Here is a 20956-nt window from a genome sequence, read left to right as displayed (position 1 = left end):
AGAAAATAAAAAAATCGAATAAATGTTCGATTTTTGTTGGCAAATTGAATTGAAAATAGGTATAATAAGATTAGCAATTCAGTTAAGGAGGAATTTTGAATGAGTGATCGTCAAGCAGCGTTAGATATGGCGTTAAAACAAATAGAGAAGCAATTCGGTAAAGGTTCAATTATGAAATTAGGAGAACAAGCGGAGCGTAGAGTTTCTACGGTTTCTAGTGGTTCTTTAGCACTTGATGTGGCACTAGGAGTAGGCGGATATCCACGTGGCCGTATTATCGAAATTTACGGACCTGAAAGTTCAGGTAAAACGACAGTTTCATTACATGCAATTGCAGAAGTACAACGTCAAGGTGGACAAGCAGCATTCATTGATGCGGAGCACGCAATGGATCCTGTATATGCACAAAAATTAGGTGTTAACATAGATGAATTACTATTATCACAGCCTGATACAGGGGAGCAAGGATTGGAAATCGCGGAAGCACTTGTACGAAGTGGTGCGGTTGACATTATCGTAATTGACTCTGTAGCAGCTCTTGTACCGAAAGCAGAGATTGAAGGCGATATGGGTGACTCACACGTAGGTTTACAAGCACGTTTAATGTCACAAGCACTTCGTAAGCTTTCAGGAGCAATTAACAAATCAAAAACAATTGCAATCTTTATTAACCAAATTCGTGAAAAAGTTGGGGTTATGTTCGGAAATCAGCTACAAGTTGCTTAATCAAAGTGATGTACTTGAGTCTTTATTTGTCTTCTTCGACTAAGTCTTTATAAGGGATTTCTTATAGGGAGAGATTAAAGTGGCAGTGACAATTGGAAATAGAACTTATCGAAACATAGAACAATGGCAAGTGGATTTTATTGTGAAACATGCGGATAGAAAATTGAAAGATATAGGTAAAGAAATTAATCTTGATGAAAGGCGAGTAGGTGAAATATTAAAGTTACTCGGAATTAAAAGAACCAGACATAGAAAGATTTACTTGCCTAAAACCGCAGAAGTTGAACAAGAATTGAAAAATCCATATTTATCACATGTTGAAATTGCTATTAAGTATGGCGTATCCGATACATGTGTTGCTAAGAGGAGAAAAGAGCTTAATGTAAAGGTCAGAAAGAAAAATTATGATACTTTACTGGAACAACAGGTTGAACAGATGTTGTTAAGTTTAGATATGGCGTTCATTAAGCAAAAAAGAATCGATAAGTGGTCTATTGATTTCTACTTAGGTAGAAAATATTGTTTAGATGTCCATGGGAAATGGGCACACTCACTCAAAAAGATAAAAGAACGAGATAAAAGAAAACTTTTATTTATGGAAGAGGGCTGCTATAAATATCTTGTTATACATGAAGAAGAGTTAGCAAATAAAGAAAAAGTCTTACAAAAGATTAAGGAGTTTACCATGGGTTTCCCTTGCTAGTGATAGCATGTTAAAAAACCTTGTGAACCTTATTGCCTAAGGGTGTAACTATCCATATAGTTGCTAACGGTGAAGCCCACCATTATTTAGGGTAATACCGTGCCAAGCTCCATAGTGATATGGGGAAGGTGTAGAGACTACCGAAAAGGACTTTTAGTTAACTGAGTAGGGTACGGCAGATGATAGGCTACTGCTGGAAGTGCAAGGCTCTCTGTAAAGAGATGAAGAGATAGTCCAGACTATAGAGATGGAAAATCTATAGATAGTGCCAGAAACAACTCCAGGTGGTCGTGCGTTGAAATTCTATTCAACTGTCCGTCTTGAAGTGCGTCGTGCGGAGCAATTAAAGCAAGGTAACGACATCGTTGGTAATAAAACAAAAGTAAAAGTAGTGAAAAATAAAGTAGCACCACCATTCCGTGTTGCGGAAGTTGATATTATGTACGGAGAAGGTATTTCAAGAGAAGGTGAAATCTTGGATATGGCTTCTGAGCTTGATATCGTTCAAAAGAGCGGTGCTTGGTATTCTTATAATGAAGAACGCCTAGGACAAGGTCGTGAAAATTCGAAGCAGTTCTTAAAAGAAAATACAGATTTAAGAGAAGAAATTGCCTTCTTTATTCGTGAGCATCACGGAATTAGTGAAGATTCTGGTGCTGAGGGCGCAGAAGATTCAACTCTTCTTGATTAAAAAAATAAAAGACACGGTCTCGTGTCTTTTATTTTTTTATCTACTATTAAGGAGCATAATACTATAGATAAAAATATTTTTTGACTTCAAATGGGTTGTGTAAAGAAGGATATGTAAATATTTTAAGTAAAGAAATGGGAATTACTAAGGTTTTCCAGTATAATAGGCTCCTTACTTTTCAAATTTAGGTCACATTCAAGGCTGAAGGTAAAGAAAGTAAAAGTAGACAACGCTTGACAATGAAAATTACGATAGATACAATGAGAATGTATATTTTTTCTTATATACGATATACTCTTCTCAAGAAGAGAAGTAATATTCGGAGTAAGGTTTAAATCTTACCGAAATAATAATATGACATTTTAATTGTGAAATGAAGAAAGTCCCTTAAAAAAGCGGGACGACGGTCTTTGCTGTATGTTGTAATTCAATGTACATGCCGACAGTCTTTTTTCATTCATAGCAAGGGGAGGTGAAATCATGAGTAGTACAGTTTGGATACTCATCTCCATTTTGCTTGCAACAACAGTCGGTGCAGTTGTTGGCTTTTTTGTTCGAAAGTCTATTGCTGAAGCGAAGATTAATGGTGCGGCTAATGAAGCGAGACGTATTTTAGACGAAGCGAATCGTGAGGCTGAAGCACTTAAGAAAGAAGCGCTTTTAGAAGCAAAGGATGAAATTCATACACTTCGTACAGAAGCTGAATTAGAAATTCGTGACCGTAGAAGCGAATTACAAAAACAAGAAAATCGTTTAATGCAAAAAGAAGAGAACCTTGATCGTAAAGACGAAACGCTCGATAAACGCGAGCAACAGTTAGAGAAGAAAGAGGAATCTCTTGTAGCGAGACAACAACAGATTGAAGAGTTGGAAAGCAAAGTGGGAGAGTTAGTTCAAAAGCAACAAACAGAATTAGAGCGCATTTCCAATCTGACACGCGAACAAGCGAAAGCAATTATTCTTGGTAAAGTAGAAAATGAAGTTTCTCATGAAATCGCTGTTATGGTAAAAGAAAGTGAAGTTCGCGCGAAAGAAGAAGCGGATAAGAAAGCAAAAGAGATTTTATCTCTTGCAATGCAAAGATGTGCAGCTGATCATGTTGCTGAAACAACCGTTTCGGTTGTAAATCTTCCAAATGACGAAATGAAGGGACGTATTATCGGGCGTGAAGGTCGTAATATTCGTACGTTAGAAACGTTAACGGGTATTGACTTAATTATCGATGATACACCAGAGGCGGTAATCCTTTCTGGATTCGACCCAATTCGTCGTGAAACAGCTCGTATCGCTCTTGATAAACTAGTACAGGACGGACGTATTCACCCAGCGCGTATTGAAGAGATGGTCGAAAAATCAAGACGTGAAGTGGACGAGTATATTCGCGAAGTCGGAGAGCAAACAACGTTTGAAGTGGGTGTTCATGGATTACATCCAGATTTAATTAAAATTTTAGGTCGTTTAAAATACCGTACAAGTTATGGTCAAAACGTCTTAAAACACTCTATGGAAGTTGCATATTTAACTGGACTTATGGCGGCAGAGCTTGGCGAGGATGAAAAACTAGCAAGACGTGCAGGTCTATTACATGATATCGGAAAAGCGATTGACCATGAAGTAGAAGGAAGCCACGTTGAAATTGGTGTTGAACTTGCAACGAAATATAAAGAGCATCCTGTAGTTATAAACAGTATCGCATCTCACCATGGTGACACAGAACCAACTTCTATCATTGCAGTTTTAGTTGCAGCAGCAGATGCTTTATCAGCTGCAAGACCGGGAGCTCGTAGTGAAACACTTGAAAACTATATTCGTCGTCTTGAAAAGTTAGAAGAGATTTCAGAGTCTTATGAAGGCGTTGAAAAATCATTTGCAATTCAAGCAGGACGTGAAGTTCGTATTTTGGTAAAACCAGATACAATCGATGACTTAGAAGCTCATCGTTTAGCTCGTGATATCCGAAAACGTATTGAAAATGAACTGGATTACCCAGGACATATTAAAGTAACTGTTATTCGTGAAACACGTGCAGTGGAATACGCAAAATAAAGTGGTGAAACACCACTTTATTTTTTTGTGTTGGAATTGGATAAAATAAAGACAGTTAGTTATATAGCATAAAAGTGAAACAAACTTATAATAAAGATATTATAAGGAATTTACTTGATGCTATAGCAATAAAAAATGCAGTACATAGAAAGGGTAAGACATATGAGAATATTATTTGTTGGGGATGTAGTAGGATCTCCTGGTAGAGGTATGATTCAACAATACGTACCGGCATTAAAGAAAAAATATACACCTACAGTAACAATCATTAATGGAGAAAATGCAGCAGGTGGCCGTGGGATTACAGAAAAAATATATCGAAACTTTTTAGAGTGTGGGGCGCAGGCAGTTACACTTGGAAACCACGCTTGGGATAATCGTGAAGTATTTGAATTCATCGATGATGCAAAATATCTTGCAAGACCAGCTAACTTCCCAGAAGGAACTCCAGGAAAAGGACTTATCTTTGTGAACTGTAATGGAACAGAAGTTGCAGTTATTAATTTACAAGGACGTACTTTCCTTCCTCCAATTGATTGTCCATTCCGTAAAGTGGATGAATTAATTAATATTGCGAAAAAACGTACGAATATTATATTTGTTGATTTCCATGCGGAGACTACAAGTGAAAAACAAGCGCTAGGTTGGTATGTAGATGGACGTGCTACAGCAGTAGTAGGTACGCATACGCATGTCCCTACAGCGGATAACCGTATTTTACCAAGCGGAACGGCATACATTACAGATGTTGGGATGACAGGGCCGTATGACGGAATATTAGGTATGGACAGAGAAGCAGTATTGAAGAAGTTTTTAACAAACTTACCAGTACGATTTGAAGTAACAAATGGTAGAACGCAATTAAGTGCAGTGTTAATTGATGTGGATCCAAATACAGGAAAAGCAAAGAAAATTGAACGTATTTTAATTAATGATGATCAACCATTTTTTGAGTAAATTTTCGTTAAATTTTAGATAAGTTATTATATTTTAATTTTTTAGAAAAATTACGAAAATTTAGCAGGAATACGCGCCATTCCTCGTGAATATAAGTTAAAGTGAAATAATTGCTAATACTTTTTAAAGAAACGAGGAGGAAACGCGGAATGGAAATATTAAAAGTTAAAGCAACGTCGGTCCCTAATTCTGTAGCTGGTGCACTTGCAGGTGTTATTCGCGAACGCGGAACAGCAGAAATTCAAGCTATTGGTGCAGGTGCATTGAACCAAGCTGTAAAGGCAGTAGCAATCGCAAGAGGATTTGTAGCGCCTAGTGGTTTGGACCTGATTTGTATCCCAGCGTTTACAGATATTATGATTGATGGCGAAGAGCGTACAGCAATAAAATTAATTGTAGAACCTCGTTAAGTTTAAACAACCTGTTTGCAGTATGCAAACAGGTTGTTTTTATAATGGAGGAATGAAAATGAAAATTTTTGATGCTCATTGTGACGTGCTTCTTCAGTTATGGAGTGCACAAGGGAAAAGGGATTTTAAAGATGATTCACAATTACATATTACATTTGAACAGTTAAAGAGAAGAAAAGGAAGTATACAATGTTTTGCTATATATGTACCAGAAACAGTGGCATATGAAAACCGATTTGAAGTAGCATTACAAATGGTAGATATTTTTTATAATGAGATTTTATCCCTACCAGGTGTGAAGTTTATTCAGACAAAAGATGATATTAACATATTAAAACAGGACGAGATTGGAGCGATATTAACAATAGAAGGATGCGAAGCAATTGGAAAAGATGCAATGAAATTACGGTTGTTGTATCGCCTAGGAGTACGTTCTTTTGGACTAACATGGAATTATGCCAATCTCTTAGCTGATGGTGCGCTAGAGACACGTGGGGCGGGTTTAACGACTTTTGGTAAACATGTTGTACAAGAACTGAATACGTTACATGTATGGACTGATGTGTCTCATTTGAATGAAAGAAGTTTTTGGGATGTTATAGAGATTGCAAAAAATCCTATTGCTTCCCACTCAAATTGTATGAAACTTTGCGAGCACCCACGTAATTTAAACGATGAACAACTTAAAGCTCTTATAAAGCGAAATGGCATGATTGGTGTCACTTTTGTACCGCAGTTTCTAACAAATGAAAAACAAGCGAATGTAGCAGATATAGTAAGACATATCGAATATATTTGTTCATTAGGTGGAGAGCGCAATATAGGATTTGGTTCCGATTTTGATGGGATTTTAGAAACAGTTGTAAATGTATCAGCGTATCGAGATTATGAAAATGTAATGAATGAGCTTTGTAAACACTATGCTGCATCTACTGTAGAACGATTTTTATATGATAATTTTGTAGAACATATGAGTTTTTAAATCCCGATTTAAAATTCAGAAAAATCAAAATTAATTCATTTGATTTTATTGCTTTTTTTAAGACCTAATACTAGAATGAAAAACAAAATAGCTTTATACTAAAGATTCAGGGAAATCAGAAGAGGCATAATTTGCGTCCGTTGTAGTTTATTTGCATAAAAAATGCTAAACTATTACTGTAAAAAAATACACTACAATGAATGCAGCCAAAAGGGGTGTAGGAGATGATTAGTCAACTTTCATGGAAAGTTGGAGGCCAACAAGGTGAAGGAATTGAAAGTACAGGAGAAATCTTCTGTATTGCATTAAACCGATTAGGATATTACCTATACGGTTACCGCCACTTCTCATCACGTATAAAAGGCGGCCATACAAATAATAAAATTCGTGTAAGTACAACAGAAGTACGAGCGATCTCAGATGATTTAGATATTTTAATTGCTTTTGACCAAGAAACAATTGATTTTAATTTCCACGAACTACGTTCAGGTGGAATTGTAGTTGCGGATGCGAAATTTAATCCAACAATACCTGACAATACAGATGTAAATCTATATGTGATACCGTTTACAGATATTGCTTCAGAATTAGGCACATCATTAATGAAAAACATGGTTGCTGTTGGAGCATCAAGTGCAGTATTAGGATTAGATGAAACAGCTTATTTAGATGTTGTTGAAGAAATCTTTGGTCGTAAAGGAGAGCAAGTCGTTCAAAAGAATATGGACGCAATTAAACGCGGCTCTCAATATATGAAAGAATTACTAGGTGAGAAAGTAAACATGATGCAGCTTGAAAAAGCTGATGGTAAAAAACGCATGTTTATGATTGGAAACGATGCAATCGCATTTGGTGCGGTAGCTGGTGGTGCTCGTTTTATGTCAGCATACCCAATCACACCTGCATCAGAAATTATGGAATACTTAATTAAAAAATTACCGAAAGTCGGCGGAACAGTAATCCAAACTGAGGATGAAATCGCAGCTTGTACAATGGCAATCGGTGCAAACTATGCTGGTGTTCGTACATTAACGGCATCTGCTGGTCCTGGTCTTTCATTAATGATGGAAGCAATCGGTTTAGCGGGTATTACAGAAACCCCATTAGTAATTGTTGATACACAACGTGGCGGCCCAAGTACAGGATTACCAACGAAACAAGAACAGTCTGACTTAATGGCAATGATTTACGGTACGCATGGTGAAATTCCAAAAATCGTAATGGCGCCAAGTACAGTTGAAGAAGCTTTCTATGACATTGTAGAAGCATTTAACTTATCTGAAGAATATCAAGTTCCTGTTATTTTCTTAACAGATTTACAGCTTTCGTTAGGAAAACAAACAGTAGAACCACTTAAATTAGATAAAGTGGAAATTCGTCGTGGTAAGCTTGATTTAGAAGCAAAATTACCAGAACGTGAAAATAAAGCATACTTCAAGCGTTATGAAGTAACAGAAGACGGCGTTTCACCACGTGTTTTACCTGGTATGAAAAATGGTGTTCACCATGTTACAGGTGTAGAACATGATGAAACTGGAAAACCGTCGGAATCAGCAATAAACCGTAAAGATCAAATGGACAAACGTTTCCGTAAAATGGAGAACTTGAAGTTTAATACCCCTGTTTATAAAAATGTTAAGCATGAAGAAGCAGACGTATTGCTTGTTGGATTTAACTCAACTCGTGGTGCGATCGAAGAGGCAATGACGCGTTTAGAACAAGAGGGTATGAAAGTAAACCATGCTCATGTGCGTTTAATTCACCCGTTCCCAACAGCTGAAATCGATCCACTTGTGAAAAAGGCGAAGCGTGTTGTAGTAGTAGAAAACAATGCAACAGGTCAGCTTGCTAACATTATGAAAATGAATCTTGGTAATGGTGAGAAAATTTCTAGTCTTTTAAAATATGATGGAAACCCATTCTTGCCGAAAGAGATTTACAACGAATGCAAAAAAGGGGTTGTATTAAATGGCAACATTTAAGGACTTTCGTAACAGTGTAAAGCCAAACTGGTGCCCAGGTTGCGGAGACTTCTCAGTGCAAGCTGCAATTCAACGTGCGGCAGCTAACGTTGGCCTAAATCCAGATGAACTTGCTGTTATTTCTGGTATCGGCTGTTCAGGCCGTATTTCAGGTTATATTAATTCATATGGTGTGCATAGTATTCATGGTCGTGCCCTTCCGATTGCACAAGGTGTGAAAATGGCAAATCGTGATTTAACAGTTATCGCTTCAGGTGGTGACGGTGATGGATTTGCGATTGGTATGGGACATACAATCCATTCTATTCGTCGTAATATCGACATTACGTACATCGTAATGGATAACCAAATTTATGGATTAACAAAAGGGCAAACTTCACCACGTAGTGAAGCTGGATTTAAAACGAAAAGCACACCACAAGGTTCAATTGAACCATCACTAAATGTAATGGAAATGGCCTTAACAGCTGGTGCGACATTTGTGGCGCAAAGCTTTTCGAGTGATTTAAAAGAATTAACACAAATTATTGAAGCTGGTATTAACCATAAAGGATTTTCATTAATTAACGTATTTAGCCCATGTGTTACTTACAATAAAGTAAATACTTACGATTGGTTTAAAGAGAACTTAACGAAACTAAGCACAGTAGAGGGATATGATCCATCTAATCGCATGATGGCTATGCAAACTTTAATGGAAAATAACGGTTTAGTAACAGGGTTAATTTATCAAAATACTAAGCAACCATCATATCAAGAACTTGTTAAAGGATATAGTGAAGAGCCTTTAGTGAAATCTGATTTAAATATGGATCAGAAAATGTTTGATGAGCTTGTTGCTGAATTTATGTAATGTAAGAAAAAAAGGTTGCCGATTTGGCAACCTTTTTTTATGTACAAAATATAGGGTAGCCTTATTTACTTAGAAAATTCAGAATGATAAAATAATATATAAATCGTTGTATGAAAATGGCAAGTTCATTGCTTATGAAATGTAAGATAATAAAGGGCCTCTTTATTGTTAAAATTGGCGAAATACATCATACTATGGTAATGTTTATAGGGATAAAGCAATATGCTTTTTGGTAGGACAACAAGAAATGATAAAAAGGGAATGTCTATTTGCGTGGGGAAGACTTCATTCTTATGAATGATTAGATTGATTACTCAAGTTTCAAAGGACAAGTTATCTCTCAAGCTATCTAACCATTTTTGAGGTGAGTCTAGGCGCATTAAAATGGACTATAGAGTATGTATAGTTAAGGGTGAAAGGAGATTACCGATGAACGAGCAACAACGATTAGCAAGTCAACAAGCAAATTCCTCTATGAAAAAAGAAGAGAAAGATTATAGTAAATACTTTGAAAGTGTATATCAACCACCTTCCTTAAAGGATGCGAAAAAGCGTGGGAAAGAAGAAGTTAAAATTGAACGGGATTTTGGCTTACCTGAAGAGTTTCGCAATTTTGGTACAGGAAGAAAGTTCTATATTCGTACATATGGTTGTCAAATGAATGAGCATGATACGGAAGTAATGGCAGGTATTTTCACAGCACTTGGATATGAACCAACTTTTTCAACTGAGGATGCAGATGTAGTTTTATTAAACACTTGTGCAATTCGTGAAAATGCTGAAAATAAGGTGTTTGGTGAGCTAGGCCATTTAAAGTCACTCAAACGAAGAAATCCAGACCTTTTAATTGGTGTATGTGGTTGTATGTCTCAAGAGGAATCTGTTGTAAATAAAATTATGCAAAAAAATCAGCATGTAGATATGGTATTTGGAACGCATAATATTCATAGACTACCGTACATTCTAAAAGATGCGATGTTCTCGAAAGAGACGGTAGTTGAAGTATGGTCAAAAGAAGGTGACGTAATTGAAAACCTTCCGAAAGTACGTCGTGGTGATATTAAAGCTTGGGTAAATATTATGTATGGCTGTGATAAATTCTGTACGTATTGTATTGTACCGTATACACGCGGAAAAGAGCGAAGTAGACGTCCAGAAGATATTATCCAAGAGATTCGTCATTTAGCTGCAAATGGTTATAAAGAAATTACGTTACTTGGACAAAACGTAAATGCATATGGTAAAGACTTTGAAGATATAGAATACGGTCTTGGCGATTTAATGGACGAACTTCGTAAAGTTGATATTGCCCGTATTCGTTTTACAACGAGCCATCCACGTGATTTCGATGATCACTTAATTGAAGTGCTTGGAAAAGGTGGCAACCTAGTAGAACATATCCATTTACCAGTTCAATCTGGAAGTACAGATATGCTGAAAATTATGGCACGTAAATATTCGCGTGAGCATTATTTAGAACTTGTAAGAAAAATTAAAGAAGCAATTCCAGATGTAGTATTAACAACAGATATTATCGTTGGTTTTCCAAATGAAACAGATGAGCAATTTGAAGAAACGATGTCGTTATATCGTGAAGTAGGGTTTGATACTGCCTTTACATTCATTTATTCTCCTCGCGAAGGTACACCAGCTGCAAAAATGAAAGATAATGTACCGATGGAAGTAAAGAAAGAACGTCTTCAGCGTTTAAATACACTAGTAAATACGTTGGCAATTGAAAAGAATAGTCGTTACAAAGGTCAAATTGTAGAAGTGTTAGTTGATGGGGAAAGTAAAAATAATCCGGAAGTACTTGCAGGTTATACTCGTACGAATAAACTTGTAAACTTCGTCGCTTCAAAATCTTTAATTGGTCAGCTTGTGAAAGTGAAAATAACGGAAGCAAAAACTTGGTCTCTTAACGGGGAATTAGTTGAAGAGCCGATTGAGGTGAAATAATAGATGAAAGTATATTCGAAAGATGACATTGTTGAACAAGCGAAAGAATTAGCAAAAATGATTTCTGAAACAGAAGAAGTTGATTTTTTTAAGAAAGCAGAGGCGCAAATTCATAAAAATGAAAATGTAAAGCGCGCAATCGATGAAATTAAAGCACTGCAAAAACAAGCAGTAAACTTGCAACATTACGGGAAATGGGAAGCTTTAAAAAAGGTAGAAGCTGAAATTGATGCATTGCAAGATAAGTTAGACAGTATTCCAGTCGTACAACAATTTAAATCTTCACAAACATACGTAAATGACTTATTACAGTTAGTTGCTAGTACAATTTCTAACAACGTAACAGATGAAATATTAATTTCAACTGGTGGCGATGTACTAAAGGGTGAAACTGGCGCAGCGGTAGAAAGTAAAAAAGGAAATTGTGGTTGTTAAAGAGATGTCATATTGACATCTCTTTTTTTTGGGGATTAAACGTAAGTTCTTCTCAAAAAAAGAATGACACATTCCGCTATTGTCACGCATATGATTAAGTGAATAGTGATTGAGGAGGGTTACGAATGTCCGAATTTAGAGAGATTATTACAAAAGCAGTGGTTGGAAAAGGACGTAAGTATACAAAGTCAACGCATACATGTGAATCGAATAATGAGCCAACAAGTATTTTAGGGTGCTGGGTAATTAACCACTCGTACGAAGCAAGAAAGAATGGAAAACATGTGGAAATTGAAGGTTTCTATGATGTGAACACTTGGTATTCATTTGATGGAAATACAAAGACTGAAGTTGTAACAGAACGTGTGAACTACACGGACGAAGTAAGTATTGGTTATCGTGATAAAAACTTTTCTGGTGACGATTTAGAAATTATTGCTCGTGTTATTCAGCCGCCAAATTGTTTAGAAGCACTTGTATCACCAAATGGTAATAAAATTGTTGTAACTGTAGAACGTGAATTTGTAACAGAAGTAGTTGGAGAAACGAAAATTTGTGTAAGTGTAAATCCTGAAGGCTGCGTAGAATCAGATGATGATTTCCAAATTGCTGATGATGAATTTGAAGAATTAGATCCGAACTTTATAGTTGATGCAGAAGAAGAGTAATAGAAAGCTAGGGAGAAGTTCTTCCTAGCTTTTTACTTTACATAAGTGGGGCTGAATGAACATGATTCTTTATGAAATATGTTATAATGAAGAAAGACTCCTGAAATAGGAGATAAGAGTGTCCGTGAAATGCGACATATATGAAAATAGATTATCATGTAAGAATTATGGAGGAAAAGTATGACTCAATATACGCCTATGATACAGCAATATTTAAAGGTTAAGGCAGATTATCAAGATGCCTTTTTATTTTTTCGCTTAGGCGATTTTTATGAAATGTTCTTTGAGGATGCTGTAAAAGCAGCTCATGAACTTGAAATTACATTAACGAGCCGAGATGGCGGTAGTAGTGAACGTATACCAATGTGCGGTGTACCGTATCATGCGGCTAAAAACTATATTGAACAACTTGTTGAAAAAGGATATAAAGTAGCTGTTTGTGAGCAAGTAGAAGATCCGAAAACAGCTAAAGGTGTAGTACGTCGTGAAGTAGTACAATTAATTACGCCAGGAACGATGATGGAAGGGCGTACAATTGATGAGAAAGAAAATAACTTCTTAGCCGCATTAACACATTTTGAAGATGGATCATATGCTTTAGCTTGTAACGACTTAACGACTGGACAAAATACAGTAACGTTATTGACTGGTTCAGTAGAAGATATTTTATTAGAAGTGTATGCAACTGGTTCGAAAGAAATTGTTGTTGATTCTTCATTTTCTAAAGATGAACTAAACAAGTTAACTGAAACATTGAAAATGACGATTTCGTATGAAGATGCAACGGCAATTCCGGAAGGATTAGAACATCTTGTGAAAAATGTTTCACAAGCAAAATTAATTAAAGCAGTTGGACGTTTATTTAACTATGTAATAAGAACGCAAAAACGTTCTTTAGATCATTTGCAACCAGTAGAAATTTATTATACGAATCAATTTATGAAAATTGATGTACATTCAAAGCGAAATTTAGAACTGACAGAAACACTTCGAACGAAAGAAAAAACAGGATCACTATTATGGTTATTGGACAAGACGAAAACAGCTATGGGTGGTCGTATGTTAAAACAGTGGATGGAACGTCCACTTATACAGAAAGAAAGAATTGAAGAGCGTTTAGAAATGGTTGAAACGTTTGTAAATGATTACTTCTTACGTGAAGATTTAAAAGAAAAGTTAAAAGAAGTATATGATTTAGAACGCTTAGCAGGAAAAGTTGCATTTGGTAACGTAAATGCAAGAGACTTATTACAATTAAGACGTTCATTGCTTCAAGTACCAGCTATTTTAGAAGCAATTAGTTTGTTAGATAACGCTTATGCATCGAGATTAATTCAAGGTGCAGATCCATGTGAAAGCTTAACAGAATTACTAGGAAGAAGTATTCAAGAAAACCCACCGCTTTCGATTAAAGATGGAGATATTATTAAAGATGGTTATAATGACAAGCTTGATCAATATCGTTACGTTAGTAAAAACGGGAAAACGTGGATTGCTGAGCTTGAAAAAAGAGAACGTGATATTACCGGAATTAAATCATTAAAAATCGGATACAACCGTATTTTCGGTTACTACATTGAAGTAACGAAAGCGAATCTTGCAGCACTTCCAGAAGGTCGCTATGAGCGTAAACAGACGCTTGCTAATGCTGAACGTTTCATTACAGATGAACTGAAAGAAAAAGAAACGTTAATCTTAGAAGCTGAAGAAAAAATTGTACAGCTAGAATACGATTTATTTACAGCACTTCGTGAAGAAGTAAAAGTATTTATTCCGAAATTACAACATTTAGCGAAAGTAATTAGTGAATTAGACGTACTGCAAAGTTTTGCAACAGTTAGTGAAGAAGAACAGTTTGTAAAACCTGTACTGACAACGAAGCGCGAAATCTTTATTAAAGATGGTCGTCATCCTGTTGTTGAAAAAGTATTGAACGGGAAATTGTATGTACCGAATGATTGTATTATGCCAGAGAATATGGATGTCTTTTTAATTACAGGGCCGAACATGTCTGGTAAAAGTACGTATATGAGACAATTAGCACTTGTAACGGTTATGTCGCAAATCGGTTGTTTCGTACCAGCAACAGAAGCAGTATTACCTGTATTTGACCAAATCTTTACGAGAATTGGTGCAGCGGATGATTTAATTTCAGGTCAAAGTACATTTATGGTCGAAATGTTAGAAGCGAAAAATGCAATTGCAAACGCATCAGAAAGAAGTTTAATTTTATTCGATGAAATTGGACGCGGTACATCTACGTATGATGGTATGGCACTTGCACAAGCGATTATTGAACATATTCATGACCAAATTGGTGCAAAAACGTTATTCTCTACGCATTATCACGAATTGACGGTGTTAGAAGAGAGTTTAAATCAACTGAAAAATGTACACGTTTCAGCAATTGAAGAGAATGGAAAAGTAGTATTCCTTCATAAAATTCAAGATGGAGCAGCTGATAAAAGTTACGGAATTCACGTTGCGCAACTTGCGGAGCTTCCAGATAGCCTAATCGCTCGTGCGAAAGAAGTGTTAGCACAGCTAGAAGGACAGGAAGAAATTATTATTCCAAAGCGAGTAGAAGTGAAAGTACAAGAAGCTACTCCAGAACCTGTAGTTGTAAAAGAGGAAATAGCAGAAATACAGGAAACGAAAGTAGAGACTGAAGAAGAATCGCAACTATCTTTCTTTGGAGGAGAACAGTCTTCGAAGAAACAAGAAAAGCCTCTGCTAGATCAAAAAGAAACAGCAGTACTGGCGCAAATTAAAAAAATCGATTTACTTGATATGACACCTTTAGAAGCGATGAACGAATTGTATCGCTTACAGAAAAAGTTAAAGAAAGGATGAGTAAGTAGATGGGGAAAATTCGCAAACTCGATGACCAACTCTCTAACTTAATTGCGGCAGGGGAAGTAGTAGAGCGCCCTGCTTCAGTCGTAAAAGAACTTGTGGAAAATTCTATCGATGCGAATAGTACATCTATTGAAATCCACTTAGAAGAAGCTGGGTTATCGAAAATTCGTATCATTGATAATGGTGATGGTATTGCAGAAGAAGACTGTATCGTCGCTTTTGAACGCCATGCAACGAGTAAAATTAAAGATGAAAACGATCTGTTCCGCATAAGAACACTCGGTTTCCGCGGTGAGGCATTGCCAAGTATTGCCTCAGTTAGTGAATTAGAATTAATTACTAGCACAGGTGATGCGCCTGGTACACACCTTATTATTAAAGGTGGAGACATTATAAAGCAAGAGAAGACTGCGAGCCGAAAAGGAACAGATATTACAGTACAAAACTTATTCTTTAATACACCAGCACGTCTTAAATATATGAAAACCATTCATACAGAGCTCGGAAATATTACAGATATCGTGTATCGTATTGCAATGTCACATCCAGAAGTATCGTTAAAACTATTTCATAATGAAAAGAAATTGCTTCATACGTCAGGTAACGGTGATGTAAGACAAGTACTTGCATCGATTTACAGTATTCAAGTTGCGAAGAAGCTTGTTCCAATTGAAGCCGAATCTTTAGACTTTACAATTAAAGGCTATGTAACATTACCAGAAGTAACGAGAGCATCTCGTAATTATATGTCAACGATTGTAAATGGTCGTTACGTTCGAAACTTTGTATTAATGAAAGCAATTCAGCAAGGATACCATACATTACTGCCAGTTGGCCGGTATCCAATTGGTTTCTTATCGATTGAAATGGATCCAATGCTAGTTGACGTTAACGTACATCCAGCGAAGTTAGAAGTTCGTTTTAGTAAAGAACAAGAATTGCTAAAGCTGATCGAAGAAATATTGCAAGCTGCATTTAAAAAAATACAGCTTATTCCAGATGCAGGTGTAACAACGAAGAAAAAAGAAAAAGACGAAAGTGTGCAAGAACAGTTCCAGTTTGAGCATGCGAAGCCGAAAGAACCATCTATGCCGGACATTGTTTTACCAACTGGCATGGATGCAAAACAAGAAGAACCGCAGGCTGTGAAACAACCACCACAACTGTGGCAACCGCCGAAACAAGAATGGCAACCACCACAGTCGCTCATAAGAGAAGAACAAAGTTGGCAACCATCCACTAAACCGATAATCGAAGAACCAATTCAAGAAGAGAAATCGTGGGACAGTAATGAAGAGGATTTTGAACTAGAGGAATTAGAAGAAGAAGTTCGGGAAATAAAAGAGATTGAAATGAACGGGAATGACTTACCACCGCTTTATCCAATTGGACAAATGCATGGAACATATATTTTCGCTCAAAATGATAAAGGCTTATATATGATTGACCAGCATGCCGCGCAGGAACGTATTAATTATGAATACTTCCGTGATAAAGTAGGAAGGGTAGCGCAAGAAGTACAAGAGTTACTTGTACCGTACCGTATTGATCTATCTCTTACTGAATTTTTACGTGTCGAAGAACAGTTAGAAGAACTAAAAAAAGTTGGGCTATTTTTAGAACAATTCGGCCATCAATCCTTTATCGTCCGCTCGCATCCAACATGGTTCCCGAAAGGACAAGAAACAGAAATCATCGATGAAATGATGGAGCAAGTTGTTAAACTAAAAAAAGTCGATATTAAAAAGTTACGTGAAGAAGCAGCCATCATGATGAGCTGTAAAGCATCCATTAAAGCGAATCAATACTTAACGAACGATCAAATATTTGCTTTACTGGAAGAACTACGTACAACAACAAACCCGTACACATGCCCGCACGGAAGACCAATTCTTGTGCATCATTCTACTTATGAGTTGGAGAAGATGTTTAAGAGGGTTATGTAGAGTGAATAGATTACATTTCAAAAGGGAGTAACATTTACTGTTGCTCCCTTTTAATATGTAGATTTAATTGTTAAACGAGAATATGGTGGAGTAATTTTGTATTGTATTTCTTGGTTGCGTTAACTTAAATTTATCTATGTATAAAAAAGCGCTGTATACAGCACTTTTTAAAAGGTGCATGAATTGTATCATTACTAACTAAATAACTATGCATGGCCAAATGTTGCTTCTTATTTAGCTAATTGTCATAAGGATCTATACAATTACTTATTTTTATTATTATTAATTTTTTCAGTGTATAGAACTTGCTCTTTATAGTGCTTCTTAATTGGGAAGTTATGTGTACCTGTGCCGTTTTTGAATTTTTTGTCAATGGGGTTCTTTAGAGGAACTGTTGTAGTTTCAGTAAATTCATATGGGTAATTTATTTTAGATTTATCTTCAAACATGAAAATGCCTCCTTTTAGGATCTCCTAAATTCTTTACTATAACATGATATGCATATAGATATTTTTTGGACTAGTTATTTATATAGGTTAATGGAATTTAATTACATAACTAATGAAACATTTTAAAGGAAAACAATTTGAGAAAGAAATGGTATGAATAGATGTTGGCTCCTATTGTTATTTTTTTGTTTAACAGCACAGTGAATTGTGCATATAAATTCATTATAGATTGTTTTTATAATATGGTTTATATGGGGTTTTCCTGATAATATAATGTGGAATATTATAGTGTTATTAGGTTATTAGGAACATTTAATGCTGTTTCATAACTGAAAGGGAATTGAAAAAAAACTGAAACTTTTCTCATAAAAATTCAATCTAACTTGAAAAATGAAAGGAAAATGAAATTTTCCAAAAGATATTCTTTGTTAAGATAAAAAGCATACATACAAAAAGCATTGACATATCTTAAAAATTTATTTTCAAGATATAGTGGGGGAAAAGATGAGATTAGAAAAACAATTAATAAAAAAGATGTATTATGAAACATTTCTAATGGAGAATGAAACAAAACCAACTCTTGACGTACTTGGACAAGCTTATGTAAACGAAGAAAAAAATGAGATTTCTGATGGGTCTTATATTCGTTTTGCACAAGGTGAATTTTATTATCGTCATCAAGATTTTGAAGCAGCTATTTTTAAATGGGAGAAGGTTAGTAATGAATTAGCACCATGGGCACAAAAAAATATTGCGGATGCTTATTTCGAACTTAATCAATTACCATATGCTGAAAATATTTATACTTCCATTACTACTGATAATAAAATATTGATGACCGAAATTAGACTACAATTACTTTCTCTTTACATTGAGCAAAATAATTTTGACTCAGCTTTCGGTGTTATTAAAGAAGCAGTTTCTTTAAATCCTGATTATCCGAATGTCACAAAAATTGCCCGTTCCTTTTATGAGGAACAGCAAGATTTTGATAGTGCAGTAGAGCTTGCTGTGAATGAGTTAATTCGAATAGAGTCGTATCCGTGGTTTGAGGTGTTAAAAGGATATATCGATAAAGGGTTTACTAAACATATTTCACCAGACTATTTTTATGATGCATTAGCTACATTAAATAATGTAGATCAAGTACAATTTACACAAATGGTTTCATCACTTTGGAACAGTTATAAAGATGAACCAAATTATTTATTATGGCTTAATACAATAAATGAATTTTTCTTACATATTGAAATACATTCGTCCGATATATGGAACAAAGTTTCTGCTCTTTACGAAGAAACGTACTTTACATTAATTCAAGGTCAATATACGCTTAGACAATTAGACGATATCATACCAAATCTGTTAGCAAACTGGTTAAAGGTAGTCAATCCATCTTATGCTGTATTTCCATCTGCAGCTGTATTGGCATGGGATGAGATTTTCCCTTCCAAAATAGATTCAGCAAATATAGAACATGCGGAAAACTTACTGTCACATTCTATTAATCATGTAAATGGCTTAGAGTACAGCTTACACCTTTTTGAATCTATTACACAGTGGGCACAAAAGCAGAATATAGAAATAGGTCACCGATTTAAATGGTTAGTTGACGAGCTCGCAGATTTAAGAACAAATCGTATTTTAGTAACGGGAACTTCAGGGAACGGAAAAACTACATTTATTAACTCTATATTAGGAGAAAATATATTAGAAAAATCAATTTCAAATGTAGTAGTTTTAAAAAATGATGCTCATATAGAAATAAACGCTATAACAGACTCAGCAATTACAACAACGGAAGATATCACTGATTACCATAATATGATGTCTCAGCACCATCAAACATATAGAGATAGAGCGTGTGTTGAATTTAAATTACCATGCAGATTTTTAAATGAAAATAAACTTACATTTGTAGTGACACCTGGCTTTAATAGAAATAACGACACTAGAGATGAGATATTCGAATATTTAAATTCTGTAGACGAATTACTGTTCGTATTGAATGCGGATTCACCTTTTACTGATAAAGAACGTGACATTCTATTAAGTATTCAAGAACATACGCCAAATTTACAAATTCATTTCTTATTAAATAAAATCGATAACATTTACAGTGAAGCAGAAGTGAAAAGGGTATTACATGATACGGCAACGAGAATAAATACATATTTTCCGTATGCGAGAATTTTCCCTTATTCCTCGTTATATACAAGTAGTCAACAATTAAATGGTTTAATCGAGTTTATTCATTTTAACTTTAATCATAAAAATATCGATGCAGAACGTACTGAAAAGTTATTATTTTTCATTCGAAAAACAATTACATATCTTTTGGAGAAACGTGTTGAGAAAGAAAATAACCTGGTGGATGCTATTAATTGGAATGAAGATATGCTAGTGAAACTAAACGGTAGCATTAATAACCTTACTGCATTTGAAAGGGAAAAAATTCATTTCATTACACAATCATATCGTTCAATGAAGACTGAAATTACAAATGATCTTACCGAAAATATTCCGAAGATATTAAAGAGCTGTTCTAATTTAATTAGTGAAGAAAGTGATTTCGGGCACATGGATACGGAACTAAATAAAGCAATGAATGAAAGAGTGCATAAATATTTAGAACAAACTGTATTACCTAATCTTGCTCTTTCTATGCAAAATTGGATTGCAACTTCTAATAATGAGCTTCTTCAAAGTCAAACGTATTTAGAAGAACTTAGTGAAGGGCTTAATTCACTATTTGGAGAAAATAAAATACAGTTAGAATGTGACTTTAAAGTGCTTGATGACTGGCGCAGAGATACTGACAGGATGACGACTAGAATACAAATGGATGAAGTAAATATTTTACGTCGATTTACGCCAGCACAATTTTTACTAAAAAGTGCCGGTAAATTATTTGGAGTTCTTCCTAAAAATAAATCTATGCTATATAACAAATATAAACAGTATGTAGAAAATGAAGATTATACTGAAGTAACGGCTTCTATTATGAAGAAATTTTTCTTGCAATTTGAGCTGTTTGAAAACACACAAGAGAGGGATATTCATATATTCTTTAGGAATCCATTTAACTCCTTAAAGCAAGCTGTAGAAAATACGCAATTAGAAATACAAGAAAAACAAGAGATGTTACATAAAATGAAATCAAATCCTGAAGTTTATCATGATTCTATCATGCTCTTTGAATTGAGATTGCGTCAATGTGAAGTAATTTTAAATATAGGTGATGATAATACCTATACAGATGTAGCTTTAGAAACAAGTGTAGAATAAAA

At 35.2% G+C, this 20956-nt stretch carries 14 protein-coding genes and 2 pseudogenes; 15 read left to right on the top strand and 1 reads right to left on the bottom strand.

The genetic code is table 11. The annotated features are described in order from the left end of the window. Window positions 1-99: 99 nt before the first annotated feature. The 14 genes and pseudogenes from recA to mutL all read left to right on the top strand — a co-directional run. Window positions 100-708: pseudogene (gene recA / locus NST27_RS18450) on the top strand (recombinase RecA); the annotation flags it as partial. A 97-nt stretch (window positions 709-805) separates the two neighbouring features. Then, window positions 806-1429: a hypothetical protein gene (locus NST27_RS18445; RefSeq protein WP_047386688.1), complete on the top strand. Its 624-nt coding sequence runs from the start codon at window positions 806-808 to the stop codon at window positions 1427-1429. Between the two features lie 268 nt (window positions 1430-1697). Then, window positions 1698-2120 (top strand): annotated as a pseudogene (locus NST27_RS18440) (recombinase RecA); the annotation flags it as partial. 480 nt (window positions 2121-2600) lie between these two features. Next, window positions 2601-4166, top strand: coding sequence for a ribonuclease Y (gene rny, locus NST27_RS18435; protein ID WP_000099771.1), 1566 nt, complete (start codon window positions 2601-2603; stop codon window positions 4164-4166). A 162-nt stretch (window positions 4167-4328) separates the two neighbouring features. Then, window positions 4329-5123, top strand: a complete 795-nt coding sequence (locus tag NST27_RS18430; RefSeq protein WP_001221095.1) for a TIGR00282 family metallophosphoesterase — start codon at window positions 4329-4331, stop codon at window positions 5121-5123. 149 nt (window positions 5124-5272) lie between these two features. After that, complete coding sequence (gene spoVS / locus NST27_RS18425; protein ID WP_000404341.1) at window positions 5273-5533, top strand: stage V sporulation protein SpoVS; 261 nt, start codon at window positions 5273-5275, stop codon at window positions 5531-5533. Window positions 5534-5591: 58 nt separating this feature from the next. Continuing rightward, complete coding sequence (locus tag NST27_RS18420; RefSeq protein ID WP_000688038.1) at window positions 5592-6515, top strand: dipeptidase; 924 nt, start codon at window positions 5592-5594, stop codon at window positions 6513-6515. 224 nt (window positions 6516-6739) lie between these two features. Further along, the gene (locus tag NST27_RS18415) at window positions 6740-8497 is read left to right on the top strand and encodes a 2-oxoacid:acceptor oxidoreductase subunit alpha (protein WP_047386685.1); all 1758 of its coding nucleotides are present in this window, start codon (window positions 6740-6742) and stop codon (window positions 8495-8497) included. Next, on the top strand, window positions 8484-9350 hold the full coding sequence (locus NST27_RS18410) for a 2-oxoacid:ferredoxin oxidoreductase subunit beta (protein WP_000190155.1): 867 nt from the start codon (window positions 8484-8486) through the stop codon (window positions 9348-9350). Before NST27_RS18415 ends, NST27_RS18410 begins: the two co-directional genes overlap by 14 nt. Window positions 9351-9779: 429 nt before the next feature. Then, window positions 9780-11309: a tRNA (N6-isopentenyl adenosine(37)-C2)-methylthiotransferase MiaB gene (gene miaB / locus NST27_RS18405; protein WP_001005375.1), complete on the top strand. Its 1530-nt coding sequence runs from the start codon at window positions 9780-9782 to the stop codon at window positions 11307-11309. 3 nt (window positions 11310-11312) lie between these two features. Beyond that, window positions 11313-11744 (top strand): RicAFT regulatory complex protein RicA family protein, encoded by a 432-nt coding sequence (locus NST27_RS18400; RefSeq protein ID WP_000870461.1) that lies wholly within the window; start codon window positions 11313-11315, stop codon window positions 11742-11744. 125 nt (window positions 11745-11869) lie between these two features. Then, a complete protein-coding gene (gene cotE, locus NST27_RS18395) occupies window positions 11870-12412 on the top strand; it encodes an outer spore coat protein CotE (RefSeq protein ID WP_001288799.1) in 543 nt (180 codons plus the stop codon). Window positions 12413-12592: 180 nt separating this feature from the next. After that, on the top strand, window positions 12593-15265 hold the full coding sequence (gene mutS, locus NST27_RS18390) for a DNA mismatch repair protein MutS (RefSeq protein ID WP_000196029.1): 2673 nt from the start codon (window positions 12593-12595) through the stop codon (window positions 15263-15265). 8 nt (window positions 15266-15273) lie between these two features. Next, a complete protein-coding gene (gene mutL / locus NST27_RS18385; RefSeq protein WP_047386682.1) occupies window positions 15274-17217 on the top strand; it encodes a DNA mismatch repair endonuclease MutL in 1944 nt (647 codons plus the stop codon). 263 nt (window positions 17218-17480) lie between these two features. On the opposite strand, the gene NST27_RS18380 is transcribed toward mutL, so the two are convergent. Beyond that, window positions 17481-17666: a hypothetical protein gene (locus NST27_RS18380; RefSeq protein ID WP_000461138.1), complete on the bottom strand. Its 186-nt coding sequence runs from the start codon at window positions 17664-17666 to the stop codon at window positions 17481-17483. A 504-nt stretch (window positions 17667-18170) separates the two neighbouring features. Between NST27_RS18380 and NST27_RS18375 the strand changes: the two genes are divergently transcribed. After that, window positions 18171-20954, top strand: a complete 2784-nt coding sequence (locus NST27_RS18375) for a dynamin family protein (RefSeq protein ID WP_001235304.1) — start codon at window positions 18171-18173, stop codon at window positions 20952-20954. Window positions 20955-20956 lie beyond the last annotated feature (2 nt).

Origin of the sequence: Bacillus sp. FSL W8-0770 (assembly GCF_038008705.1) — a bacterium.
Taxonomy (GTDB): Bacteria; Bacillota; Bacilli; order Bacillales; family Bacillaceae_G; genus Bacillus_A; species Bacillus_A cereus.
Note: the sequence above shows the minus strand (reverse complement) of the source record. Positions and strands in the feature narration are given on the sequence as shown.